This window comes from Flavobacterium alkalisoli (assembly GCF_008000935.1).
GTDB lineage: Bacteria > Bacteroidota > Bacteroidia > Flavobacteriales > Flavobacteriaceae > Flavobacterium > Flavobacterium alkalisoli.
In genome coordinates this window covers 790,995-815,910 of record NZ_CP042831.1, presented here as the reverse complement: position 1 = coordinate 815,910, position 24,916 = coordinate 790,995, and the positions used below count along the sequence as shown (strand labels likewise).

At 39.5% G+C, this 24,916-nt stretch carries 22 protein-coding genes; 12 read left to right on the top strand and 10 right to left on the bottom strand.

Annotation, left to right across the window (positions count from 1 at the left end; genetic code table 11):
* Positions 1-46: 46 nt before the first annotated feature.
* Positions 47-742, bottom strand: coding sequence for an SCO family protein (locus FUA48_RS03485; RefSeq protein WP_147582188.1), 696 nt, complete (start codon positions 740-742; stop codon positions 47-49).
* A 165-nt stretch (positions 743-907) separates the two neighbouring features.
* Here FUA48_RS03485 and FUA48_RS03480 point away from each other — a divergent pair, with 165 nt between their 5' ends.
* Complete coding sequence (locus tag FUA48_RS03480; protein ID WP_147582186.1) at positions 908-2,959, top strand: M13 family metallopeptidase; 2,052 nt, start codon at positions 908-910, stop codon at positions 2,957-2,959.
* Positions 2,960-3,123: 164 nt separating this feature from the next.
* Positions 3,124-3,786: a response regulator gene (locus tag FUA48_RS03475; protein ID WP_129750473.1), complete on the top strand. Its 663-nt coding sequence runs from the start codon at positions 3,124-3,126 to the stop codon at positions 3,784-3,786.
* A 184-nt stretch (positions 3,787-3,970) separates the two neighbouring features.
* On the opposite strand, the gene FUA48_RS03470 is transcribed toward FUA48_RS03475, so the two are convergent.
* The 4 genes from FUA48_RS03470 to FUA48_RS03455 are packed head-to-tail and all read right to left on the bottom strand — an operon-like array spanning position 3,971 to position 7,348.
* The gene (locus FUA48_RS03470; RefSeq protein WP_147582184.1) at positions 3,971-4,768 is read right to left on the bottom strand and encodes an SDR family oxidoreductase; all 798 of its coding nucleotides are present in this window, start codon (positions 4,766-4,768) and stop codon (positions 3,971-3,973) included.
* On the bottom strand, positions 4,768-5,124 hold the full coding sequence (locus tag FUA48_RS03465; RefSeq protein WP_147582182.1) for a hypothetical protein: 357 nt from the start codon (positions 5,122-5,124) through the stop codon (positions 4,768-4,770). The genes FUA48_RS03470 and FUA48_RS03465 overlap by 1 nt, the downstream gene beginning before the upstream one ends.
* Before the next feature lie 5 nt (positions 5,125-5,129).
* On the bottom strand, positions 5,130-6,698 hold the full coding sequence (locus tag FUA48_RS03460) for a bifunctional GNAT family N-acetyltransferase/carbon-nitrogen hydrolase family protein (RefSeq protein WP_129750470.1): 1,569 nt from the start codon (positions 6,696-6,698) through the stop codon (positions 5,130-5,132).
* Between the two features lie 5 nt (positions 6,699-6,703).
* Positions 6,704-7,348: a DUF6000 family protein gene (locus FUA48_RS03455; protein WP_147582181.1), complete on the bottom strand. Its 645-nt coding sequence runs from the start codon at positions 7,346-7,348 to the stop codon at positions 6,704-6,706.
* A gap of 161 nt (positions 7,349-7,509) precedes the next feature.
* Between FUA48_RS03455 and FUA48_RS03450 the strand changes: the two genes are divergently transcribed.
* Positions 7,510-7,842, top strand: coding sequence for a single-stranded DNA-binding protein (locus FUA48_RS03450; RefSeq protein WP_147582179.1), 333 nt, complete (start codon positions 7,510-7,512; stop codon positions 7,840-7,842).
* 55 nt (positions 7,843-7,897) lie between these two features.
* On the opposite strand, the gene FUA48_RS03445 is transcribed toward FUA48_RS03450, so the two are convergent.
* Positions 7,898-8,881, bottom strand: a complete 984-nt coding sequence (locus tag FUA48_RS03445; protein ID WP_147582176.1) for a fasciclin domain-containing protein — start codon at positions 8,879-8,881, stop codon at positions 7,898-7,900.
* A gap of 95 nt (positions 8,882-8,976) precedes the next feature.
* Positions 8,977-9,723: a helix-turn-helix domain-containing protein gene (locus FUA48_RS03440; RefSeq protein ID WP_147582174.1), complete on the bottom strand. Its 747-nt coding sequence runs from the start codon at positions 9,721-9,723 to the stop codon at positions 8,977-8,979.
* Positions 9,724-9,930: 207 nt separating this feature from the next.
* Between FUA48_RS03440 and FUA48_RS03435 the strand changes: the two genes are divergently transcribed.
* The 6 genes from FUA48_RS03435 (at position 9,931) to FUA48_RS03410 (ending at position 19,187) form a co-directional block, all read left to right on the top strand.
* Positions 9,931-10,329 carry a YbjN domain-containing protein gene (locus tag FUA48_RS03435; protein WP_129750648.1) on the top strand — a complete coding sequence of 133 codons (399 nt, stop codon included), beginning with the start codon at positions 9,931-9,933 and terminating at the stop codon, positions 10,327-10,329.
* A gap of 5 nt (positions 10,330-10,334) precedes the next feature.
* Positions 10,335-11,048, top strand: a complete 714-nt coding sequence (locus tag FUA48_RS03430) for a PspA/IM30 family protein (protein ID WP_147582172.1) — start codon at positions 10,335-10,337, stop codon at positions 11,046-11,048.
* An 11-nt stretch (positions 11,049-11,059) separates the two neighbouring features.
* Positions 11,060-11,713: an OB-fold-containig protein gene (locus FUA48_RS03425; protein ID WP_147582170.1), complete on the top strand. Its 654-nt coding sequence runs from the start codon at positions 11,060-11,062 to the stop codon at positions 11,711-11,713.
* A 150-nt stretch (positions 11,714-11,863) separates the two neighbouring features.
* Positions 11,864-13,897 (top strand): flotillin family protein, encoded by a 2,034-nt coding sequence (locus FUA48_RS03420; protein ID WP_240732578.1) that lies wholly within the window; start codon positions 11,864-11,866, stop codon positions 13,895-13,897.
* A gap of 77 nt (positions 13,898-13,974) precedes the next feature.
* Positions 13,975-14,295 carry a carboxypeptidase-like regulatory domain-containing protein gene (locus FUA48_RS03415; protein ID WP_147582166.1) on the top strand — a complete coding sequence of 107 codons (321 nt, stop codon included), beginning with the start codon at positions 13,975-13,977 and terminating at the stop codon, positions 14,293-14,295.
* A gap of 38 nt (positions 14,296-14,333) precedes the next feature.
* The gene (locus tag FUA48_RS03410) at positions 14,334-19,187 is read left to right on the top strand and encodes a DNA repair ATPase (protein ID WP_147582165.1); all 4,854 of its coding nucleotides are present in this window, start codon (positions 14,334-14,336) and stop codon (positions 19,185-19,187) included.
* A gap of 38 nt (positions 19,188-19,225) precedes the next feature.
* Here FUA48_RS03410 and FUA48_RS03405 read toward each other — a convergent pair whose 3' ends face one another.
* Positions 19,226-20,128 (bottom strand): histone deacetylase family protein, encoded by a 903-nt coding sequence (locus FUA48_RS03405; protein WP_147582164.1) that lies wholly within the window; start codon positions 20,126-20,128, stop codon positions 19,226-19,228.
* On the bottom strand, positions 20,128-20,445 hold the full coding sequence (locus FUA48_RS03400; protein ID WP_147582163.1) for a hypothetical protein: 318 nt from the start codon (positions 20,443-20,445) through the stop codon (positions 20,128-20,130). The genes FUA48_RS03405 and FUA48_RS03400 overlap by 1 nt, the downstream gene beginning before the upstream one ends.
* Positions 20,446-20,661: 216 nt before the next feature.
* Between FUA48_RS03400 and FUA48_RS03395 the strand changes: the two genes are divergently transcribed.
* Positions 20,662-21,291, top strand: coding sequence for a nitroreductase family protein (locus FUA48_RS03395; RefSeq protein ID WP_147582162.1), 630 nt, complete (start codon positions 20,662-20,664; stop codon positions 21,289-21,291).
* 56 nt (positions 21,292-21,347) lie between these two features.
* Here the strand turns inward: FUA48_RS03395 and metG are convergent, their stop codons facing one another.
* Positions 21,348-23,411 carry a methionine--tRNA ligase gene (gene metG, locus FUA48_RS03390; RefSeq protein ID WP_147582160.1) on the bottom strand — a complete coding sequence of 688 codons (2,064 nt, stop codon included), beginning with the start codon at positions 23,409-23,411 and terminating at the stop codon, positions 21,348-21,350.
* Positions 23,412-23,657: 246 nt separating this feature from the next.
* On the opposite strand from metG, the gene FUA48_RS03385 reads away from it, so the two are divergent.
* Entirely contained in the window at positions 23,658-24,554 is an 897-nt protein-coding gene (locus FUA48_RS03385; RefSeq protein WP_147582158.1) for a S66 peptidase family protein, read from the top strand.
* Positions 24,555-24,914 carry a YraN family protein gene (locus FUA48_RS03380; protein WP_147582156.1) on the top strand — a complete coding sequence of 120 codons (360 nt, stop codon included), beginning with the start codon at positions 24,555-24,557 and terminating at the stop codon, positions 24,912-24,914.
* The last annotated feature ends 2 nt before the right edge of the window (positions 24,915-24,916 follow it).

Sequence of the window (24,916 nt, the reverse complement as noted above, 5' to 3'; positions counted from 1 at the left end):
AGAATAAATTAAGACTGCAAAATTATGAATTAATATTCAATTAGCATCACTTTTCGTGCTCGCAAAGCCAATTAATATCTTCCAGCAGTTGTTTAACATTTTTTTCGCCTTCCACTTCCTGGTCTAAGTTGGTTCCGTTATAAAAACCACGAATCCTTCCTTTCTGGTCTACCAGTATAAAATTCTCGGTATGTACCATATCATACAACTCATCTGAAGTAGTGGTTTTTACTGCCAGATATGATTTTCGGGCTATGTAATAAATGTCTTTTTTATCTCCTGTTACCAGGTTCCATCTGCCATTTTCTATAACCCCTTTCTTTTCCGCATAATCCTTTAGAACTTCAGGACTGTCAATATCGGGAGTAACCGAATGTGATAACAGCATAACATTGGGGTTGTCTTTGATTTTGTCCTGCAGCCACACCATATTATCTGTCATTATAGGGCAAATGGTAGGGCAGGTAGTGAAAAAGAAATCGGCAACATATACTTTACCCTCATAGTCCTTTTGAGTAATGGTATCTCCGTTTTGGTTAACAAAGGCAAAGTCTGCAATTTTATGGTCGCGTGCAACGTACTGTATAGTAGTGTCTACAAGTTCCGGATTTACATCGGACGGATTGTAAACCTGAAGCCTTTTTTGAGGCTTTAATGCCGAGTAAAATAATACCAGTATTATTGCTGAGAGTATAAAGAATACAACGAAAAAAGTCCTGTATTTTTTAAAGAATGAAAGCATGTTTGGATATATTTTTCACAAAACTACAAAACAGTAGTCTATTACAGCTTGTTTATTATGACTTATGCATTGTTAAATTGCCGAAAACGATATATTTAACAGATTTAAGCAATGCTATTTATGTTAACTTTATATTTTTGTAACCGAAGGTTTAAACTTTAAAAGATGAAATTAGATAAAAATTTTAAAATTGCTGCTGCAGCACTTGTATTAGGTACAGGTATTTGTAGTGCGCAAAAGCAGGAAACACATGGTATTAACCTGTCTTATATGGATAAGAAAGTTAGCCCTGCAGATGACTTTTTCAGATATGTGAACGGAACCTGGATAGACCAGACAGAGATTCCCGGAAACAAAACCCGTTGGGGTAGCTTTGATGAGCTAAGAGAGAATACCAATAACGATGCGCTGCAAATACTTAAGGAAGCAGCTGCTAACCGCAACTATACTGCAGATACTGATGCCGGTAAGGCAGGAAGGCTATACAGGTCTATTATGGATACTGTTGCCCGTAATAAATCAGGAATAGCACCTATACAGCCTTATTTAAGAAGAATTGACCAGGTTAAGGATGTACACGGCCTGCAACAATTACTTAGTGATATGGAACCGGAAGGAGGCCTTGGATTTTTTAATTTAGGTGTAGGAGCTGATGCTAAAGACAGTAATAAGAATGTACTTTATATAGGGCCTGGTGCTCTTGGTTTACCGGACAGGGATTACTACGTTTCTGACGATGACGATTCTAAAGAGAAAAAAGAAAAGTATGAGCAGCATGTTGCAAGAATGCTTAAATATATTGACTACAGCGATAAGGATGCAAAAGATGCTGCAAAAAGAATTGTAGCTCTTGAGACTGCTATGGCTGAGCCAAGACTTGACAGGGTAGAGCGTCGTGATGACAGGAAAACCTATAACCCAATGGCTGTAAACGATCTTAGAGGACTTACACCAATAGTAGACTGGAAAAAATTCCTTAACGATACAGGTATAGGAAACATAGATACTCTTGTGGTATCTCAGCCAAGATATATGAAAGCTCTACAGGCTATTTTAGCTAAAGGAGATGTAAAAACATGGAAAGATTACCTGAAATGGACACTTATAAACAAGTCTTCAGGATATCTTACTACTGATATAGAAACTGCCGACTGGGAGTTTTACAATAAAACACTTAGAGGTGCACTTAAAGAGGAAAGCCGCGATAAGAATGCACTGCAAACGGTTAACGGTACAATAGGAGAAGCCCTTGGTAAACTTTATGTTGAGAAAAAATTCCCTGCAGAGGCTAAGGTAAAAGCAGAAAGCATGATTAAAAATGTAATACTTGCTTATGAGAACCGTATCAATAACCTGCCATGGATGGCAAAGAGCACGAAGCAAAATGCTATTGACAAATTAAGAAGACTTAGAGTTAAGATAGGTTACCCTGATAAATGGAAAGATTATTCTCAGCTTACCGTTAAAGGGCCTGAAGAAGGAGGTACTTATTTTGCTAACATGAAAGCTATTGCACGCTGGAGATTTAATCAGGATAAAGAAGATCTTAAAAAGCCGGTTAATAAAGATGAGTGGCACATGGCTCCTCAAATTGTAAATGCTTACTTTAATCCTGCTTATAACGAAATTGTATTCCCTGCCGGTATATTACAGCCGCCATTCTACGATTATAAGGCAGACGAAGCTGTAAACTACGGAGGCATTGGTGCAGTAATAGGCCACGAAATATCTCACGGTTTTGATGATAGCGGTTCACGTTATAATGCAGATGGTAACCTTGTTAACTGGTGGAGTGATACCGATCTTGATCAGTTTACAGGTCTTGGAGGTGCTTTAGCAGATCAGTACAGCAAGTTACAACCATTACCGGGTATCTATGTAGACGGTAAATTTACTTTAGGAGAAAACATTGGTGACCTTGGAGGTGTAAATGCTGCTTTTGATGGTTTACAACTTTATCTTAAAGAGCACGGAAACCCAGGGTTAATAGACGGGTACACTCCTGAGCAGCGTTTCTTTATTTCATGGGCTACTATCTGGAGAACAAAAATGAGAGATGAGGCTATTAAAAATCAGGTTAAAACCGATCCGCACTCACCGGGTATGTACAGGGCTTATGTGCCTCTTCAAAATATTGATGCTTTCTATAAAGCTTTCAATATTAAAGAGGGTAATGGTATGTATTTAGCACCGGATGACAGAGTAAAAATTTGGTAGAATAATTCTTACAGAAAAAATAAAACAAAAACCTATGAATTTTTCATAGGTTTTTGTTTTTTAAGCACATACAAACAAAAGTGTTAATTGCGGGTTTCCCGTAATGATTGTATGTATTTAACATTTAAATTTGTTAAAGCTAAAAAATAAAATGATAACGCCGATTGAAAAATTCGTTGCATGTTCTTGCCATTGACGATCATGTGGTGGTTCTTGAAGGCTACCACTCAATCTTTAGAAATTTAGAAGTAACTCCTCCCCACGGATTATTTTTTACTAAAGCAACTGACTGTAAAACTGGCTATGATGCTGTAACAAGCAGCACCACGCCTTTTGATGTAGCGGTTATAGATTATAGTATACCACATTTTGCCGAGAAAAAATTATTCTCCGGTGCAGATATTGCTATGCTTATTCGTAACCAGATGCCCGACTGTAAAATAATTATGATGACTATGCATAAAGAAATGGACATCATGGATAGGATTTTGCAAAAAATAAACCCTGAAGGATTTATTAATAAGAGTGATTGTAGTACTGATGAACTTGTAAATGGGTTTGGTAAAGTGCTCTCTAATGAGGTTTTTCGTTCTAAAACAGTTGCTGACTTTATAAAACGTGCCGAAAACGGGATTGTTCTCGATGCGACCGATATGAAGATAATACAACTGCTTTCCAAAGGAATAAAAAACAAAAATCTTGAAAAATATATACCGCTTTCTGCCAGTGCCATAGAAAAAAGAAAATATAAACTTAAACGGCTACTGGATGTAAAAGGCGATGATGAAGATTTAATTCGTACAGCCCGAAAACAGGGATATCTTTAATAAAAAAGCAGGAAATACCCTTTCCTGCTTTTTTATTTACATAAAATTCTTAAAAAAATAGCAATAATTACGGATATCCGTATATTATTAAGCGTTAGTTATACGTTATTTGAAAAACCAAATCACCTTACTTTAATTTATTGAGTGGAAACTGTACAGATTTTGTCTGTATGGTTCTCCACTTTTATAAATTATTAAACAGGTGTCCCAACACGGAAGTTATTTTTTCAGAAGAAATAATTTTTCCTTCTTTCTTATCGTCAGTAAGAAAGGTTGGGGCAGTTAAGTTTAATTCCTTTGCTTTTTTGGTATAATATTCTTTTCGTGTAGGATGTTCCGGACTGGCAGCATTAAAAGTTTCTTCCCAAGTGTTTTTTTCGATAATCTTTTCTATCACAGCTACACAATCATTTCTGTCAATAAGGTTAACAGGAGTGTTGGCATTTGGTAAATTCTCTTTTCCTGCAAGATGATAAACAGGATGCCTTTCCGCGCCTATCAGCCCTGCAAAACGCAATAGGGTTGTTTTGAATTTCTTGTTTTCTGATAAAAGCTTCTCGGTTTCCAGTAATTGTTTTCCTGATTCTGTATCAGGGAACGGAGTAGTCTCTTCGGTAACTATACCTGCGTTCTTTTCACCATAAACAGAAATGGAACTTACAAAAAGCACTTTTTCTATACCCGATTGTTCTATGTAAGGAATAAGAGCTTTAATCTTATCTGTAAAGTTTTCACTATCGGCATTACGAAGCTTTGGAGGGATGTTTATAATAAGCACATCACTTTTGCTAAGGAAATTAGCAATGTCTCCTTCAACGGTGTTAGCTGTTAGTGAAACCTGATAAGGAATAATATTATGTTCTTTCAGTAATTCCAGCTTTTCAGCCGAAGTGACTGATCCCTTAACTGTAAATCCTTTTTGAAGTAATGACTGTGCCAATGGCAGCCCCAACCATCCAATCCCTAAAATTGATATCTGCATTATTGTGAAACTTCTTTTTTAACCAGTATATAATAATCGTTTTCCAAAGGCATATAACCCTGCTCATACACAAAATAGTAAGTGTTACCTGTTTTGGTATGCAGCAGGTTAGTAAAATAATCAAAATCAAACCCTTTGCTTACCAGCTTGGATTTTGTGGTTTTTGTTTTGCCTTCGGTATTTAGTGATGCAAGTATACGGTAGTTTTTGCGCAATCGGTTATTAATATTACGCATATAGTTATTACTGTCTTTATTTATTTTGTTGTTAAAGGCATTGCGGCAGGCATCGCTGCAAAACTTTTTGTCTTCGCGGCCTACAATAACATCTCCACATTCCGGACAGGTTCTTGGCATCCTTATTATTTTTTGGTTGTTTTATTTTCTGTAGTTTCAGCCTTTGCAGGTGTTACCTTTTTTATTTTATACAAGTCATGCCTACGGTCTTTTAAAATACGTACACTACCATATTCGTGCAGCTCTTTCAATAAATCGAGGTCAATGTCTACGATTAGGGTCATCTCTGTATTAGGGGTTGTTTCTGCTTTTACTCCGTTAGAAGGAAAAGCAAAGTCAGACGGGGTAAATACAGCTGTTTGCGCATACTGTATGTCCATGTTGTTTACCCTTGGCAGGTTTCCTACACATCCGGCAATGGCAACATAACATTCGTTTTCTATGGCACGTGCCTGGGCACAGTGTTTTACGCGGGTATAACCGTTTTGGGTATCGGTAAGGAAAGGCACAAACAGTATTTCCATACCTTCGTCAGACATCAGTCTTGAAAGTTCCGGAAACTCCACATCATAGCATATCATAATCCCTATTTTACCACAATCGGTATCAAAGGTCTTGATCTCACTTCCGCCCTTCATACCCCAGTAATGCACTTCGTTAGGTGTTATGTGTATTTTAGAATACATTTCACTACTACCGTCTCTCTTACAAAGGAAACCTACATTATACAGGTGGCCGTTTTCAAATAGCGGCATACTTCCGGTAATGATATTTATATTATAGGAAATAGCCATTTCCTGAAAACGCTTTTTGATAGGCTCGCAATAACGCGAAATTTCCCTAATTGCATCGGCTTCGCTAAGGTGGTTAAAGTCGGCCATAAGCGGAGCCACAAACAGTTCCGGGAACAGGGCAAAGTCACTACCATAACCTGATACGGCATCGATAAAGAATTCGGCCTGCTCAAACAATGCCTCCAAATTTGCTAACGGGCGCATTTGCCATTGTACCAGTCCTAAACGCACAACGCTTTTACGGGTATTAATAAGTTTAGGGCTTTTGTCGTAATAGATATTATTCCATTCCATCAATACCGCATACTCCTGTGAGCTCTTATCGCCTTCAAGGTAATTGCGCATTACACGTATAACATGAAAGTCGTTACTTAACTGAAAGGACAGTACAGGGTCATGCAGTTCCTTTAGGCGCACCTTATCTATATATTGTTTTGGGGTAAGATCCTTAGCGTGCTCATTGTAGTTAGGAATTCTTCCGGCAAATATTATGGACTTAAGGTTAAGTTGTTCGCACAGTTCTTTTCGGGCATCATATAAACGCCTGCCTAAACGCAGTCCGCGGTATTCAGGGTGTATAAAAACATCTATACCATATAATACCTCGCCATCATAATCGTGTGTTTTGAAGGAAGAGTTACCCGTAATCTTATCATACGTGTGTACCGATGTGGCTTTTTTATAGTCAACAATAAGCGACAGGGCAGAACCCACCACTTTTCCGTCCACTAAAATTACAAGTTGCCCTTCGGGGAAAATTTTCAGCAGTTTTTCAATATCCTTCTCCGTCCAGTAAGGTTCTTCCATGTCGTTATAGGCATGCTGCATGGAAATCTTTAACTGTTTGTAATCCTCAATCTGAAGGTTGCGTAGTTCAACCTTATTAATTTCAATCTGCATAAATTTTAAATATTTCTTTTATTAATAGCCTCTATAATTGCAATATTATTTTCAATAAATTCAGTAGTTATATCTTTTTCCCAGTTTGGTTTGTTTTCAATAAACTTTATCCAGTTATCATAATGCTTTAAAAGGTTGTTTGTGCCGTTAACCTTGTCAAGATAAGCTAAAGCCTGCATTGCTTCTTTTTGATCAAACCATAAATCAGGCTGTTTTAGATAAAATTTTAAATAGGTGTTTAAAAAAGTTACACTCTCTTTAGTATTAAAATAGGCGAGTACTAAACAATACACTTTACCGGCATAACATACTTCGCTTTTTAAAAGAAGGTTTCCTATACTTTTTACATATTCATTTCTGTTAGTAACGGCAGCAAAATAAGCTCCTGTTTGCCTTGAACGCCAGTTAAAGTCGCCTAAACAATTATCTATTACATCACTTGTTATTTCATTTTTTCGTTCCGTTAAACGAATTATTAGGCCTTGGTTATGTTCTCGGCTTAATAAATCCATATAACAAGGTGCGACCCATTTATTGATAAATTCCTGGGGTAACTCTCTCTTATTTTTAGGAACGGGCAATTTTTTAAAAGGATTTTTGTGTCTTATGATTGCCCCTGCCGAGTGATTAAGAATGTCTTTTAAATTCATAAAGTGAATATGAATTCTAAATGTACGAATTATTTCCGTTTACAAACGTTTACAAATAGTTATAACCGATAGTAAATAGTTAAAAACCGGTTAAAGTTTTCATGGTGCAGCATCTTTGCTGTGTACAATTCAAATAACAATAACATTTAAAACGAAAAGCCATGAATGCATTAAAGAACAAAGTACAGTTAATAGGTAACGCAGGTAACGATCCTGAGATTAAAATTTTTGAAGCCGGTAAAAAGCTGGCAAGGCTTATAATAGCCACAAACGAAAACTATTTTAACGACAAAGGGGAAAAAGTTACCGACACACAGTGGCACACGGTAACCGCCTGGGGCAAAACAGCGGAGATTATAGAAAAGTATGTAAAGAAAGGAAAAGAGATAGCGGTTGAAGGTAAGCTTACCCACAGGAGCTATGACGATAAGAACGGGGAGAAACGATACATAACCGAAGTACTGGTTAGCGATGTTTTACTGTTTGGTAAATAAAAAGGGCTGTCTATTTTAAGACAGCCCTTTTTCAATAATCAACCTAACTTTAAATTTATAAGCTTGGTAATATAACGGTGTTTATAGCATGAATAACACCATTAGAAGCCTGTACATCGGTAGCAATAATCGTACTTGTTCTGTTGTTAGCATCAGTAATTGTTGCACCTCCGTTAAGATTAACAGTAAATGTATCTCCCTGGAATGTAGTTACCTCCATATTATTAGTAAGATCTGTACTTAATACATTGTTGTTAACTACAACATGATATTTTAGAGTGTTTTCTAATACTGCCTGCGGGATATCACTTAAACCTGTAAGTTCAAGTTCAGCAAGTAAACTAACAAACGCAGTGTTGTTTGGGGCAAATACTGTGAATGGCGAATTTTCAGTACCTGATAATATTCCTGCAAAATCAGGCTGGTCATTTCTTGTTAAGGCCTGAACTAAAATGCTGAAATCAGGATTTGCTACTGCATGTGTTACTATTGTGGGTAGGTCTATAACACCATTTACAATATGTATCACACCATTATCTGCCATAATATCTGCAGAAGTTACCATTGCTCCGCCGTTAGCTGTACCGCCATTAAGTACTACTCCCTGAACAGTATTTATATACATACTTAATGTGTTTTCGGCAGACGCGCTGCCTTTTGCTAAAGTTTTTACATAACCTGTAGAAATAGAAGATGAAGTTACTTCACCACTTATAACATGGTTAAGTAATATTTCTTTAAGTACAGGTGTAGGTACATCATCTAATGTAGCAAACCCTTTTGCCTGTAAAAATGCTGTAAAAGCTGCATTTGTAGGGGCAAATACTGTGAATTCACCACTACCGTCAAGGGTTAAGGTTAAATCGGCCTTTGTTAAAGCCTGCGTCAAAATACTAAGATTCTCTGTTTTGGCTGCAATGTCAGCAATAGAGTTACCTTCGTTAACCATATTGTTGTCATCATCACTACTACATGAATTTAATGTAACAGCAAAAAATACTAACAATAATGCTTGCTTAAAAATGTCTTGTAGTTTCATAGTTTTTCTTTTTTAAATTTTGATTTGAAGGATAAAATTAATTAAAAGAAAACGTTTGTTTAATCTTTTTAATAAAACATTAAACAGTGTTTAACCTACCATGGTTTTTGTCTTAGCGAGGCAATAGTGTTTTCAAGTTGTGCCAAACGCTGTTCCAGAGCATTGCTGTCGCTGTGCATAGTATAGCGAAAAACATGTATAATACGCCATGCAGCTTTTATATCTCCGGTGCTTAATAATACGGGCTCCACCCCGGGGTGGTTTGCGGTTAGCATTACGGTATTATTATTATAGGTAAGCTTCCTGAAATAAAGCTGGTCTTTTGTTATTACTACACTTAACTCACCCGAAAGGTTTGCTAATTCCGTTAGCGGAACATTTGCACCTATTATAGTATCTTTTGGAAAAAAGCCATTAGTTCCGCCACTCATGGTAAGATCATCAATCACAAAAGCCATTTTATCTTTGCCGGTCACATGGGGTAATTTTACCGTTGGCAGGTCTTCATTGCTAATATTATTAGCAAAGTTATCCAAATACCTTGTTTTTACTTCTTCTGTTATACAGGGTATAGTGTCAAAATCATCATTATTGTAGGATGATTCGGTAGTTATAGCCTCATTAAAGCGTAATAAACGGTTTACGGTTAGCTCTTTCGTTAGTAGTTCTTCCAAACCAATGCTAAAATAATTAGCAATTTTTATCACGGTGTCAATTTTAGGATTACTGCGCTCTTCTTCGTATGCTCCAAGCGTAGCGCGCTTTAAATCAAACAGTTCTGAGAATTCCTGCTGACTCATATTTCTTACACTGCGTATTTTTTTGAGGTTCTTTCCAAACATAAAAAATATTTTTTGCTAATTTTATTTGCAATTTATGTTAATTGTTGTAAATTTGTACTAACATTATTAGCAAAGGTAACAAATATTGCTAATATAATGAGCTTGTTAAGTGAAAAAGTTGCATATCCTGTTAAAAAGTACTTAAAACTTAACTTGCTTAAAAAAGCTAAATAAACGAGTTTTATAAAATTATTTAATACCTGTATGATGAAAGATTATTTTGGAGTGGTGAAAAATTACCTGAATGACCTTCAGCTTGAAATAAAATATGAAAATGCCAAGAATGGTATTTTTATGGTAAACAGCGAGCAGGATGGTATTGTTAACCTTATTATATGTGTGGCACATCCTATCGTGATTTTTGAGCAGTTCTTATTTGAGGTCAAACCAGACGCTAATAACGTCGTCTTTAAGGCGCTCCTTCAAAAAAACCGCGACATTATTCACGGCGCATTTGTTCTTGACGATACAGGGAGAAAAGTAATTTTCAGAGACTCCCTTCAGCTCGAAAATTTAGATAAAAACGAGTTTGAGGCAACATTAAATTCGCTCAGCCTGCTGTTGAGTGAGTATTCTGAACAGATTATTAACTTTTCAAAAAATTAAGAGCTATGAAATTTCTAAAGAGACTATTTAAAATCGGGCAGGCAGAAGTACATCACGCCATCGATAATATGGAAGACCCTATAAAAATGACCGAACAGGGTATTAGGGACATGAAGGAGGATCTAGACAAGAGCCTGGAGGCACTTGCTCAGGTGAAGGCCATGAGTATTCGTGCGAAAAACGAAGTTGAGCAATACGGCAATACGGCCGAAGACTATAACGAGAAAGCCATGCTTATTTTAAAGAAAGCACAAAAAGGCGATATGGAAGCCGAAGAGGCCGACCGCCTGGCAACCGAAGCGCTGGTTAAAAAGGAGGAAGCTTTAGGCCATCAGTTAAGGGCCGAAGGCGACAAGGAAAAGTTTGACCAGAACGTTATCCAGATGGAGGGCAATGTGCAAACCATTAAACAGAATATAAGCAAATGGGAAAACGAGCTTAAAATATTGCGTTCAAGGGTTAAGGTGGCCGACGCTACCAAGAGCCTTAACAAGCAAATGGCTAAAATTGATACAAACGGAACCATATCACTGCTGGAACGTATGAAGGAGAAAGTGCATCAGGAAGAGGCACTGGCAGAGGCTTATGGCGAAATTGCAAATTCAACAAAGTCTGTTGATGACGAAATAAACAGGGCTGTGGACGTTAAAAAGACCAAGGCCACCAGTGAGCTTGAAAAATTAAAAGAGCAGCTGGGCATCAGCAGTCCTAAGGACTAAAAACTAAAACAATGAAGGAATTAATAGAGATTTCTTTTTCACCTGTAAATGCGTTTTTTACCATTATGTCTATCATTATGGTAATCTATTGGCTGCTGGTTATTATTGCGGGCATAGACCCCGATTTGTTTAGCGTTGATTTTGACGCGGCAGATGTGGATGCCGATTTTGACAGCGATGTTACCGGAAGCGAGAACGCTGCAGAGGGCAGCAGTTTTATGAAAGCGCTGGAGTACTTTAATTTTGACGAACTCCCGCTCATGTTCATAATAACCATTATCTTTTTCTCAATGTGGCTGGTGGGAGTTAACGTTACCTACTACCTGGGGATAGAGAGTACATTATTGGGCTTTTTGCTGCTTATCCCAAACTTTATACTAAGCCTTTTTGTGGTAAAGCTCTTTAGCAAACCCCTTGGCTACCTATATAAAATGGTAAACCATAAGGGCGAACCCGAAATAGATTTTTTAGGCAGGAGATGTACGGTAATATCTGCCGTGGCACAGGATAAAACGGGACAGGTGGAACTGACGGTGAACGGAGATCCCATGAAAATTTATGCGAGAAGCAATACTGATGAAAGGCTTACAGCCGGACAGCAGGCGGTTATAGTGGGAGAAACGGAAGACAGGAAATATTACCTCGTTGAAAAATTCGATTATTAAAAAACCAACCAATCATGCTATCAATCATCAATCATTTTATTGCGGCCGTATCGGCTGTGATACAGACAATTATTGAATTTATTTTTTAAACCAATTATTATCATAAAACACCTTTAAATTAAAATGTTAGGAGATTCTTTACTCGTTGGGATGATTGCTATAATAATAGTATTCATCGGAGCCCTTGTTTGGATTGTATCAATGTATAAGAAAATTATACAGGGCAAGGTTATTGTACGCACCGGAGCCGGAGGAACAAAAGTGTTCTTTAATGCCGGGCTTGTAGTACCGGTACTTCATAAAATGGAGATCATGGATATCTCTGTGAAAAAACTGGATGTGGAGCGTACAGGTGTGAACGGACTTATCTGTAAAGATAATATACGTGCCGATATTAAAGTTACCTTCTTTATCAAGATAAATAAATCTACTGCCGATATTATTAATGTGGCCCAAACCATAGGCTGTGAAAGGGCATCAGAAATTGATGTACTGCGCAATCTGTTTGATGCAAAATTCTCGGAAGCGTTAAAGACAGTAGGTAAAAAGTTTGATTTTGTAGAACTGTATGAGGCACGAAGCGAATTCCGTGAAGAGATCATTTCCATTATCGGTACCGATCTTAACGGATACATACTGGACGACTGTGCTATAGACGACCTTGAGCAGACACCTCTTAGCCACCTGAAATCAGATAACATCCTGGATTCGGAGGGTATCAAGAAAATTACAGAGCTTACTGCGGTACAAAATATCAAGTCAAACCTTATCAGAAGGGATGAGGAGAAAACCATACGCAAGCAGGACGTAGAAGCACGTGAGGCAATACTGGCTTTAGACCGTCAGCTGGCAGAAAAAGAGGAACAGCAAAAACGTGAAATTGCAAACATCAAGGCTCGTGAAGAGGCAGAGATTGCAAAAGTGTTTGAAGAGGAAAGGCTGAAATCTGAAACAGCAAGAATTAGCACTGCCGAGAAAGTTCAGGTAGCTGAAGAAAATAAGGACAGGCTTGTAATTGTTGCTGCCAAAAACAAAGAGCGTACAGCAGCTGTCGAAACCGAAAGGGTAGAAAAAGACCGTGCGCTGGAGCAGACAGAAAGAGAGCGTATCGTTACACTGGCCCAGATTGAAAAAGACAAAGCCGTTGAGGTAGAGCGTAAAAACATACAAAATGTTATCCGCGACAGGGTAATGCTTGAAAAAGGCGTGGTTCAGGAGCAGGAGAACATGAAGGATATAGAAGCCTTCAAAGAAGCAGACAGAAGGAAAAAAGTGGCTGTTACACTTGCTGAAAAGGAAAGTGAAGAGCTTTACATTAAACGTCTTAAGGCTGCTGAGGCAGAAAAAGAAGCTGCTAAGCAAAAAGCCGAAGAGATCAATATCGAAGCTGCTGCTAAAATGGCTGCAAGCGAGAAAGAAGCTGAGGCAAGAAAGATACTTGCAGAGGCTAAGGCTAAAGAAGATGCTACTGTAGGATTGTCTGAAGCTCAGGTAATGCATGCTAAGGCAGATGCCAGCGAAAGACAGGGTATTGTTGACGCTGTTATTATCGAGAAAAAAGCCCTTGCAGAAGCTGCCGGTATTAAGGCGAAAGCTGAGGCCGAAAAACAACTTGGTGTTGCAGAGGCTGATGTGATTAAAGAAAAAGCCCTTGCAGAAGCCAGCGGTATTGAAGAGAAAGCGGAAGCAATGAAGAAACTTGACGGTGTAGGTAAAGAACACGAAGAGTTTAAACTACGCCTAAACAAAGAACTTCAGGTAGATCTTGCCCATATCAACATCCAGAAAGACATTGCCGATGCTCAGGCTAATGTAATTGGTGAGGCGCTTAAGGCTGCTAAGATTGATATTGTGGGTGGTGAGACCATGTTCTTTGATCAGATTGTTGGACAGATAACTAAGGCTAAAGGGTTTGACAGGCTGGTAAATCATTCAGAAAACATTACCGATATTAAAGATGCGGTACTGGGTGACGGCAGCGAAGGAAAGGAAAATCTTTTAGAGAGGATTAAAGGCTTTGCAGATAAGTACGGCATTACATCGGAAGATATTAAAAACCTTACGGTAGCCGGCCTGCTTATGGAACTGCAGAAACGCAGTAGCGATGACGGTGAAAAAGGCCTGTTCTCTAACCTTATGGATATGGCAGGAAACCTTGGCCTTTCTGACAAAAAACTGGGATAAGTTTTATTTGATTTTTTATATTTTTTCTCCGCGCAGCTGCCACTGTGCGGGGAATTACCCTTCTTTTTTCAAAGACTATGAAAAAAATAATAATGCTGGCTTTTATAACATGTATTACTATTTCATGCGACTGTTATCAGGTTGCAGAAGGTATCGTTATAGACAAGGAAACTAAAAAGCCTTTGAAGAATGTTGTGGTGTATAATAAAAACAAACCTTACAATAAAAAACAAACCGATTCATTAGGCAAATTTGAACTTTCAGGTATATCAGGCGGAATGTTTGGATGTCCACCAATGAAAGTAATAATTGAAAAAGCAGGATATACATCAGGGGAGGTAGAAATATCTTCGGGAGAAGAAAAAACTATTGAACTTGAAAAGAAACCAGCAAATTAAACCTATCCGGTTATATAATAAATAAAAAACAACCAACCATGAGCACACTGGAAGGCGGTACATATGAAATTATACGCAGCCGCCTTGAAACCCAAAAGAACGATCTTTTGGGCAGGCTGCACAAACTTAATGAGGCACGAAAAGAGGTTTTTGGCAGCATAGAAACTAAACTTATAGCCAACAACAGGATTATTACCGATAACAGCTGTATCCCCAGCGATATAGTAACCATTGGCGATAAATGTATTTTTGGTTACAATGTGCACTTTGGGTTGCGTACTGATATCAAGACCGAAGACGTATTCAGTATCTACAGTTATGAGGACGGCGAGTTTATTAAGCAGGGGCTTGAGCTTATTGCCGATGAGACTTTCCTTACCGATTTCTATAACCTGTACAAATATTACAGGGATACCGAGTTTCGCAAGTTCTTTATAACAGGCAACTACCTGCACATGGTTTTCCAGATAAGTGACAGGATAAGTGATGTTAAAACCTTTAAATGGCTTATAAAAGAAAATAGCCTGGTCTACCAGGATAACCGAAGCGATCATGAATATCGTTTCCCTAGGCAGCACGATTTTAACTGGCAGGAAACCACCCGCGATATGCACAGGTATGGCAAACACCCGCACGTGTCTATTATGGACAGGGTATTTGTTGAAACTGTGGGCGGCACGCTAACCATAAAAATTGAAGATAATACTGCCACAGGTAAAGGGATTTATGACGAGGAGGTTATTCATCCTGACCAAACATTAGACGACGGAATCTACAAGTTTGCCGATTTGGGCAACCTTGTCACCTTACAGATTAAGCCGTTTCAGGAGGAGGCCAGGTTTTTTGTCTATAATCACAAACTGCAGGAAGTAAGAAAGGTAGACAGCCTCTCTACATCGGCAATACTCTTGCCGGACGAGCATGGTATCATCTTTTCTAACGGATATTACCTCCAGACGGGCGAATATAAAATTTTTGAGAACAGTTTGGAGAACCTGCTGTTCCAGGAAAGGATTGCTTCGCCAAACGGAGAAGATTTCCTGTATGTGTTTTATGAGGAAAAGTACGGGCAGTATGTATTAATGTCCTATAACCTTATTACGCAGCAGGTAAACACCCCTATAATATGCAACGGGTTTACGCTGCTTGAAAACGGGGAGCTGTGTTACTTTAAGGCTTCGGAAGAGCAAACCAAGAACCACCTGATACAAATTTGGCAAACGCCTTTTGTAAAAGGAGATATTATGCCTTCGCAGCACAAGGACAGTTACATATATAAAATAGGCAACAAGGATATCGTTAAGGCCATGGCCGACTGCCAGTCTATTATTATCCTGCTTAATAAGGATGATGATTATGACGGGCTGTATGCCGACCTTACCAGGCTTTCACGTAACATACTGGACACCTATTACTGGATTACCTCAAAGGAAACCTTTGAGCTGCACCTGCCCCTTACCGAGATTCGTAATACGGCAAATGCAGCGATAGACGAATTTGAAAAAGTAGTTCAACTAAGGCAAAATGCGCAAAAGCTTACCGATGAGCTTAGGCAGAAAGCCCAAACGTTATTTGAAAAGATAAAGAGCTCACCGCTAAATGATATAGATGTTTTTGTATCTGACCTGGCAGGTTTAAGAGGGCTTCACGGAGAAGTGATAAGCCTTAGGGAAGTACGTTATACCGATGGGGATTTCATTACGAATCTTGAAAAGGAAATAGTAGAACAAACCGAGGTGATTTCTCAAAACTGCGTGCAGTTCCTTGTGGACGATAAGGCATTGGTTCCTTATCATAACCGTGTGGAGGAAAAGCAAAAGGATTTAGATGGTATTGCCACTGTTATGGAGGCGCGCAAACTTGAGGATGAGGTAAACGGTATTACAGCCGATTTGGAAATGCTTATTGATATAGTGTCTAACCTAAAAATAGAAGACACTTCGCAGTCTACGCAGATCATCAATAACATATCGCTCATATTTGCAACGCTTAACAGGCTTAAGGCAGATATTAAGAACAAAATATCGTCATTGGGAGGTAAGGAAGCCAAGGCCGACTTTGCTGCTCAAATCAAATTGATTGACCAGAGTATTGTAAATGCACTGGACAGGGCAGATACTCCGGAAAAGACAGAAGAACTGCTTAATAAGATATCGGTTCAGCTTGAAGACCTTGAAGCGCGTTTTGCCGATTATGAGGAGTTTACCGAATCGATAATAGAAAAAAGGGAAGAGGTTTATGCTGCTTTTGAAGCAAAAAAGAACGGCCTTACCGAAGCCCGAAACAAGAAGGCAGTTGCCATAGAGAGCGCTTCGCAGCGTATACTTAAAAATGTGGCTTCAAAAGCCCTGACATTCAATTCTGTTGAGGATATAAACGGTTATTTTGCTTCTGACCTTATGATTGCCAAACTTCGTGATTTGGTGCAGCAGCTGGTAGCATTGGAAGATACCGGAAAGGCAGAGGCTATTGAAACCGAGCTGAAATCGGCTCGGGAGGATGCCCTTCGTAAGCTTAAGGACAGGCAGGAACTGTATGAGGATGGCGATAATATAATTCGTTTTGGTAACCATAGGTTTGCAGTAAACAAGCAGCCTTTAGACCTTACCATTGTGTACAGGGACGGTAAACTGAACTATCACTTAACAGGTACCGATTTTTATCAGGAACTGAAAAGTGAGAACCTTTTGTCATCACAAAAATACTGGGATCAGGATTTGGTGTCAGAGAATAATGAGATATACAGGGGTGCTTACCTTGCTTATAAGATTTTCAGGAACTATAATCCTGAAGAGTTAAACAACTTTACCGATGAGGAATTGGCAAAACTGGTTAGTGAAGAGACCTCTAAAAACTATACCGAAGGTTATGTAAAAGGGGTGCATGATGCCGATGCCTTTAAGTTTTTAAAGGCTTTGGTAAGCAAACACCATACATTGGGGCTGTTACGTTACAGTCCTGTGGTTAGGGCCTGTGCACAGTTTTTTTGGTATAGCCTGCCGGAAGAGCAGCGCACTAAACTGAACAGTAAAATAAAAGCTGCGGGAGGCGTTTTGGCCATATTCCCTAACAGCACAGAGTTTGATTATATAGTTGAGGAACTGACTCAGGAAATAGAAAAATTCCTTGAAAAGCGAGCCTTAAACAAAACCGGTAATACAGATGCTTATACCATTGCCGGTTACCTGTTTGAGGAACTTAAAAATGATGATACCTTCAGTATAAGCCATAAAGCTTCGCATCTTGCGGAGAGCTTTGTAAAAATCTTGGAAAATAAGGGTGCCGCTGTGGCGTTTAGACATAATCTTGAAAATGCCCACGATACAGAAGCCCCTATACAGCTGGCAACCCAGTGGGTGTCGTCTTACCTTAATCAGGGAGGGCAGCAGGACAATATGGAATACCTGTATGAAATTGCAGCCCTGCTGTTGTACAGGCATGAGTCGGCTGAGAAGAAAGTCAATGTTGAACCGGAAGAGGAAATAACAGGTCTTGCAGGTTCGCATAATACGATTGCCGAGGGAACTTACCATTTCCATTACCACCATTTCGTACAGTTAATGGAAAGGTATTTTACGGTAGATGTTCCGGCATTTGAGGCTTTTAGGGCAGAGCGCCATAAGCTTACCCAACAGCTTAAAACAGATTTGAGGCTTAATGAGTTTATGCCAAAGGTATTAACCTCGTTTGTGCGTAACAAACTTATAGATCAGGTGTACCTGCCGTTGTTTGGTGATAACCTTGCCAAGCAGTTGGGTAGTGCCGGAGAGAACCGCCGTACAGATCGTTCGGGAATGCTACTGTTAGTTTCGCCTCCTGGATATGGTAAAACTACCCTTATGGAGTATCTGGCAAACAGGCTTGGTCTTGTGTTTATGAAAATAAACGGACCGGCCATTGGACACGAGGTAACCTCGGTAGACCCGTCTTCGGCAAATAATGCCGCAGCAAGGGAAGAGCTTAAGAAACTGAACCTTGCACTGGAAATGGGTAATAATGTGATGCTGTATCTGGACGATATTCAGCATTGCAGTCCTGAGTTCCTGCAAAAGTTTATTTCGCTTGCCGATGGTACCCGTAAGATTGAGGGTGTATACAACGGACAGCCTAAAACGTATGACATGAAGGCTAAGAAATTCTGTGTGGTAATGGCGGGTAACCCGTATACCGAAACAGGAGAGAAATTCCGTATACCGGACATGCTTGCCAACCGTGCTGATATTTATAATCTGGGAGATGTAATTGGCAACACCTCACAGTTGTTTGAACTGAGCCTTATTGAAAATGCGCTTACTTCAAACCCGGTACTGGCACAACTGGCTTCTAAAAGTATGGACGACCTGTATCCGCTCATCACTATGGCCGAAACAGGGCAGCGTGACGGACTGGAGCTTAAGGGTAACCACACCAAGCAGGATATTGAGACTTACATCTCATTACTGGATAAAGTGGTTAAAGTGCGTAAGGTTGTGCTTAAGACTAATGCAGCCTATATAGCATCGGCAGCGATGGAAGATGCCTACCGTACCGAACCGCCTTTCAGGCTACAGGGATCGTACCGTGATATGAACAAGCTGGTGGGTAAAATTGTTCCTGTAATGAATGATGCCGAGATACAAACCTTATTGTTATCGCATTATCAAAACGAGACACAAACGCTTACCAGTGCTGCCGAAGCCAACCTGTTAAAGTTTAAGGAAATGACAGGTATGCTGGGCGATGATGAAAAAGAACGCTGGGCTTCCATTAAGGAAACCTTTGTGAAAAACAATAAGCTGAAAGGCTTTGGAGATAAGAATGAAATGGCGCAGATGCTTTCGCAGGTAATGGAATTTACCCAGCATATAGAAGGTATAAAAGAAATATTGCGTCAGGGGTTGAGGGAGAAATAGCTATGAAAGAAGAAGCGGGGCAATTGCCCCGCTTTTTTTTATACATATATATGCCTTGCCACTCTGTAAGTATTGGCGTGGGCTTCAATAATAATTTTGATATCGGGGCTGTAACCTCCACCCATACTGCATTGCACCGGTATACCCAATTTATGGCAAAGCGATAGTACATACTCATCACGTTGCCTGCACCCTTCAATAGTACAGCCTAATTTACCCAGTTTGTCAGAAGCTAGTATGTCTACCCCACTCAGGTAAAAAATAAAATCGGGCTTTTCAGTCTCAATAAGTTTAGGTAATGTATCTTCCAGTATGGAAAGGTATTCGGCATCTCCGGTATTATCCGGTAGGGCAATATCAAGGTCAGACGTTTCCTTTTTAAACGGATAGTTGCTTTTACCATGTATGGAAAAGGTAAATATATCGTTATTACCTTCAAATATCTCGGCAGTACCGTTACCCTGATGTACGTCAAGGTCTACAATCAGTACTTTTTTAGCCAGTTTGTTATTGATGAGGTATTTTGCCCCTATCGCCTGATCGTTAAGCAGGCAAAACGCCTCACCCCTGTTGCTGTAGGCATGGTGTGTGCCGCCTGCAATATTAAAGGCAATGCCGTGTTCCATAGCTTTATGGCATCCCCAAATAGTACCTTCGGCAATGCGCAGTTCCCTTTCCACCAGTTCTGCCGAAAGCGGAAAACCGATTTTTCTAACCGCCCTTGGGTCAAGTGTCAAATTAACAAGCTCATCCACATATTCCTTTTTATGTACCTCAAGTATATGCTGCATATCGGGCAGGGAAGGCGAATAGAAATCGCTTTTCACAGCCGTGCCTTCATGAAGTAATTGCTGAGGCAGGAGTTCATATTTTATCATGGGAAAGCGGTGGCCTTCCGGTAACGGATGTTTGTAAATGGGGTGGTAAGCTATAGGGAGCATTAATAAATAGAGAACATTTTCCAGATTAAAAAAATGGCCAGCAGGACAGCAAGTGTTGCCCCGGCTATCTTAATGAAATTGGTTCTGGCCGAACGTATAAAAAACAGCGAAGCAAAGGTAAGCAATACCAACGGCAGTATAATAAGCCCCTGCAGGTTTCTTACAGGATTAGGGTAATGCTGTATATAAGCCGAACGCATTTCTTCCTTTCCGTCAAAGCCATTGGCAACATTTATCCATAAAAACACATCGACTAAAACAAAAAGCAATGACATTAATGCTATAAATACCAGAAAACCTTTTGTGTTCCTGTTCATAATTCTTAGGTATAAATGGTTAGTATGTACTATAAAGTTAGCGATTAATTTGCTGATAGAGGTTTAGTTATGTTCTTTTTAAAGGTTACAGGGTTAAATAAACAAACTTTTTAAGCGTATTGCATTTATCATCGTATTTTTGCATTTCAAAATGAGGAGACAGGGTTTATGTTTTGAAAGTCAAAAAAGGGCCCTGCACTCGGTAAAATACTACATATGGAATTTTTAGAACATTTAAACTGGAGATATGCTACCAAAGCCATGAATGGTGAGAAGATAGCAGACGATAAAATAGAAAGGATTTTAGAAGCGGTACGGCTGGCGCCTACATCTAGCGGGCTTCAGCCTTTTGAGGTACTTGTGGTTAAAGGCGAGGAGCTTAAAAATAAGATCATGCCTGTTGCCAATAATCAGACCGTAATAAGGGACTGTTCCCACCTGCTGATATTTGCAGCATGGGATAATTATACTGAAGAGCGTATTACAGATACCTTTAAGAGTATGTATGCGGTGCGTGGCTTTAGTGAAAAATGGGATGAGTACCGTCAGTTTTTAATTAAGTCGTATGCAAACAGACCGGCTGAAGTTAACTATAACCATGCGGCACATCAGGCCTATATTGCTTTTAGTTTTGCCATAGCAGCCGCTGCTACCGAAAAGGTAGACGCAACCCCGATAGAAGGCTTTAACCCTGAGGCTTTGGATGAGCTTTTAGGGCTTAAAGAACAGGGCTTTAAAAGCGTATTATTACTGCCTTTAGGCTATCGTGATACCGAAAAGGACTGGCTGATAACAATGAAAAAAGCAAGAAAGACTAAAGAGGAACTGATAAAGGAATTAGACTAAGCATAAAAGTAAAAGGCTCCCGATTGGGAGCCTTTTTTATATTAACAGGGAACGGATTAACTAATCATTTCACCGTTACCAACACCATCAGCATCCGGGTTAATGAAAACCAGTTTGCCTTCGGCATTTTGTGTCATAAGAATCATACCCTGGCTCTCCACACCTCTAAGGGCACGAGGGGCAAGGTTAACAAGAACGCTAACACGTTTGCCTATTATATCTTCAGGTTTAAAACTTTCTGCAATACCCGAAACAATAGTACGAACATCAATACCCGTATCTACTTTTAATACTAAAAGCTTGTTGGCTTTAGGCATTTTTTCTGCTTCAAGAATAGTACCCGTACGGATATCCATCTTGGCAAAATCTTCAAAAGTAATAGTCTCTTTTTGAGGTTCTACAGTCTTATTGGCTGCATTGTTAGCTGTTTTTGTAGCTTCCAGTTTCTCCACTTGTTTTTGTATTTCTTCGTCTTCTATTTTAGCAAAAAGCAGTTCTGCCTGCCCTATCTGATGGCCTGCTTTTATAAGATCTTCCTTAAGTGTAATATCATTCCATGCCAGTTCGCCGTCAGCAAGGTTAAGCATGCTTTTAAGTTTAGCTGCCGTAAACGGAAGGAATGGCTCAGAAAGTACCGATAATGCCGCAGCAATCTGTAATGCCACATACATTTGTGTCTGTACCCTTGCAGGGTTTTCTTTTACCATTTTCCAAGGCTCCTCATCTGCAAGGTATTTGTTACCAAGGCGGGCAAGGTTCATCAGTTCGCTAAGGGCTTCCCTAAAACGGTAACGCTCTACAGAGCTCGCTATAACAGCAGGATACGCACGCATTTCGGTAAGCGTAGCCTCATCTACATCACTAAACTCATTTGGTGCAGGAATAACACCGTTGTAATATTTGTTGCTAAGTACTACCACACGGTTTATAAAGTTACCAAATATGGCTACCAGCTCGTTATTGTTTCTTGCCTGAAAATCTTTCCAGGTAAAGTCGTTGTCCTTAGTCTCAGGGGCATTAGAAGTTAATGCATAGCGCAGTACATCCTGTTTGCCCGGAAAATCTTCAAGGTACTCGTGCAACCATACTGCCCAGTTTTTAGAAGTAGATAGTTTGTTGCCTTCAAGGTTAAGGAACTCGTTTGCAGGAACGTTGTCCGGTAATATATAAGTACCTTCTGCTTTAAGCATGGCAGGGAATATCACACAGTGGAAAACAATATTATCCTTACCTATAAAGTGTACCAGTTTGGTATCGTTGCTTTTCCAGTAAGGTTCCCAGTCTTTTCCTTCGCGTTGCGCCCACTCTTTTGTAGATGATATGTAACCTATAGGAGCGTCAAACCAAACATAAAGTACTTTACCTTCGGCACCATCTACCGGTACCGGGATACCCCAGTCAAGGTCGCGGGTAACCGCACGAGGCTTAAGTCCGTCGTCCAGCCATGATTTTACCTGACCGAATACATTAGGTTTCCAGTCGTTTTTATGGCCTTCCAGTACCCATTCCCTTAAAAAGGTATCATATTGATCCAGCGGAAGGAACCAGTGCTTGGTTTCCTTTAATACCGGTTTAGATCCGGTTATTGTCGATTTCGGATTGATAAGATCGGTAGCGTTAAGCGATGAACCACATCTTTCACACTGGTCGCCATAAGCCTCCTCATTACCACATTTAGGGCAGGTACCTGTTACAAAACGGTCGGCCAGGAACTGGTGTGCTTCCTCATCATAAAGCTGTTCGGTTACTTCTTCAATAAATTTCCCTTCATCATACAGTTTCCTGAAAAACTCACTTGCCGTTTCATGGTGTACTTTGGCTGAAGTACGGGAATAGTTATCGAAAGAGATACCAAAATCCTCAAAAGACTGCTTGATAATAGTGTGGTACTTATCTATTACCTGCTGCGGAGTAATGCCTTCTTTTTTAGCCTTCATGGATATTGCCACACCATGCTCGTCGCTTCCGCAAATAAACGCCACATCTTTACCCTGTAACCTAAGGTAACGCGAATAAATATCAGAAGGAACATAAACACCAGCCAGGTGACCTATATGTATAGGCCCGTTAGTATAAGGCAATGCTGCCGTAACAGTATATCTTTTTGGATCTTGTAACATCTCGAAAATTTAAATTGAATCGCAAAAGTACGAATAATTAGCGTTATTTTTTGTACCCTTATTGTAATAAGAGCGATACTGATTTTGTATAATTGTTAAGAATTTGAACGAAGACATAGTCGGTATTTTTCGTTAAGTTTGTTTAACTGAAAAAATAAGCGAATGCAAAGGATATCACGATTTATAAAAGCCGTTTTAGTTTTAACCTTAATACATTTTACATCTCTAATACAAGCACAAGACCTTATGAAAATTCCGCCGTACCTTACTAAAGGAGATACTGTGGGCATAGTAGCCACCGCCCGCAAAGTTGAAGCCGTACACCTGCAGCCTGCTATAGATTTGCTTAAAAGCTGGGGGCTTAATGTGGTAATAGGTAAAAGCATAGGTAAGGAAAACAATCAGCTTGCCGGGGCCGACTGGCAGCGCGCAACCGATTTTCAGGAAATGATAGACAATCCTTCCATAAAGGCAGTATGGTGTGCTAAGGGTGGTTACGGTACTGTGAGGATGGTAGACCGTATAAAGTTTGACAACTTTAAAAAGCACCCCAAATGGATTATTGGCTTTAGTGATGCTACCGTACTGCACAGCCATATCAATAATATGGATATTGCAACCCTGCACGGTATTATGTGTGTAAGTGTGCTTCATGCTACCGATGCCGCTAAGGAGACTTTAAGAAAAGCACTTTTTGGAGAGAAACTGCAATACAGCATCCCGGCGCACTCTTATAATAAACAGGGTAAAGCTACAGGAGAATTGGTAGGGGGTAACCTTTCGGTATTGTACAGTATTGTCGGATCGGAATCGGAAGTGGATTATAAAGACAAGATCCTTTTTATTGAAGACCTTGACGAGTACCTGTACCATATAGACCGTATGATGATGAACCTAAAACGCAACGGTTACTTTAAGAATGTGAAAGGTATTATTATTGGTGGGATGACCAAGATGAATGATAATGATATACCATGGGGGCATGATGCGCTCGAAATTATAAAAGACATTACCAAAGACTACGATATACCTATTTGCTTTAATTTCCCCGCAGGACATACAACCGATAACAGGGCTCTTGTTTTTGGAAAGAAAATCACTCTTGAAGTAACGGCACAGGGCACTAAAGTGACATTTGAATAAATGGCAGAGCATAATGAACTGGGCAAAAAAGGCGAAGAACTGGCCGTAGATTTTTTGCTTAAGGAAGGTTATGAAATACTGGAAACCAACTGGGTTTTTCAGAAAGCAGAAATAGATATCCTTGCAAAAAAGGGAGATATCCTTGCCGTTGTGGAAGTAAAGACGCGATCGAGCCTTGAATTTGGCCTTCCGCAGGATTTTGTTACACCAAAGAAGATAAAATTAATGGTAAAGGCTGTAGATGAGTATATTAACCTTTATGATTTAGACGCTGAAGTACGGTTTGATATAGTATCAATTTATAACAATAACGGCAATTTTGTTATAGAACATATAGTTGACGCTTTTTTTTATTTTTAGTT

Coding starts and splice junctions, on each gene's coding strand:
- FUA48_RS03380 (WP_147582156.1), top strand. CDS start 24,555: ATGGCAGAGCATAATGAACTGGGCAAAAAAGGCGAAGAACTGGCCGTA.
- FUA48_RS03465 (WP_147582182.1), bottom strand. CDS start 5,124: ATGCCAAGAACCTGTCCGGAATGTGGAGATGTTATTGTAGGCCGCGAA.
- FUA48_RS03415 (WP_147582166.1), top strand. CDS start 13,975: ATGAAAAAAATAATAATGCTGGCTTTTATAACATGTATTACTATTTCA.
- FUA48_RS03395 (WP_147582162.1), top strand. CDS start 20,662: ATGGAATTTTTAGAACATTTAAACTGGAGATATGCTACCAAAGCCATG.
- FUA48_RS03400 (WP_147582163.1), bottom strand. CDS start 20,445: ATGAACAGGAACACAAAAGGTTTTCTGGTATTTATAGCATTAATGTCA.
- FUA48_RS03485 (WP_147582188.1), bottom strand. CDS start 742: ATGCTTTCATTCTTTAAAAAATACAGGACTTTTTTCGTTGTATTCTTT.
- FUA48_RS03385 (WP_147582158.1), top strand. CDS start 23,658: ATGAAAATTCCGCCGTACCTTACTAAAGGAGATACTGTGGGCATAGTA.
- FUA48_RS03460 (WP_129750470.1), bottom strand. CDS start 6,698: ATGCAGATTGAAATTAATAAGGTTGAACTACGCAACCTTCAGATTGAG.
- FUA48_RS03430 (WP_147582172.1), top strand. CDS start 10,335: ATGAAATTTCTAAAGAGACTATTTAAAATCGGGCAGGCAGAAGTACAT.
- FUA48_RS03455 (WP_147582181.1), bottom strand. CDS start 7,348: ATGAATTTAAAAGACATTCTTAATCACTCGGCAGGGGCAATCATAAGA.
- metG (WP_147582160.1), bottom strand. CDS start 23,411: ATGTTACAAGATCCAAAAAGATATACTGTTACGGCAGCATTGCCTTAT.
- FUA48_RS03440 (WP_147582174.1), bottom strand. CDS start 9,723: ATGTTTGGAAAGAACCTCAAAAAAATACGCAGTGTAAGAAATATGAGT.
- FUA48_RS03435 (WP_129750648.1), top strand. CDS start 9,931: ATGAAAGATTATTTTGGAGTGGTGAAAAATTACCTGAATGACCTTCAG.
- FUA48_RS03425 (WP_147582170.1), top strand. CDS start 11,060: ATGAAGGAATTAATAGAGATTTCTTTTTCACCTGTAAATGCGTTTTTT.
- FUA48_RS03445 (WP_147582176.1), bottom strand. CDS start 8,881: ATGAAACTACAAGACATTTTTAAGCAAGCATTATTGTTAGTATTTTTT.
- FUA48_RS03480 (WP_147582186.1), top strand. CDS start 908: ATGAAATTAGATAAAAATTTTAAAATTGCTGCTGCAGCACTTGTATTA.
- FUA48_RS03470 (WP_147582184.1), bottom strand. CDS start 4,768: ATGCAGATATCAATTTTAGGGATTGGATGGTTGGGGCTGCCATTGGCA.
- FUA48_RS03420 (WP_240732578.1), top strand. CDS start 11,864: ATGATTGCTATAATAATAGTATTCATCGGAGCCCTTGTTTGGATTGTA.
- FUA48_RS03410 (WP_147582165.1), top strand. CDS start 14,334: ATGAGCACACTGGAAGGCGGTACATATGAAATTATACGCAGCCGCCTT.
- FUA48_RS03450 (WP_147582179.1), top strand. CDS start 7,510: ATGAATGCATTAAAGAACAAAGTACAGTTAATAGGTAACGCAGGTAAC.
- FUA48_RS03405 (WP_147582164.1), bottom strand. CDS start 20,128: ATGCTCCCTATAGCTTACCACCCCATTTACAAACATCCGTTACCGGAA.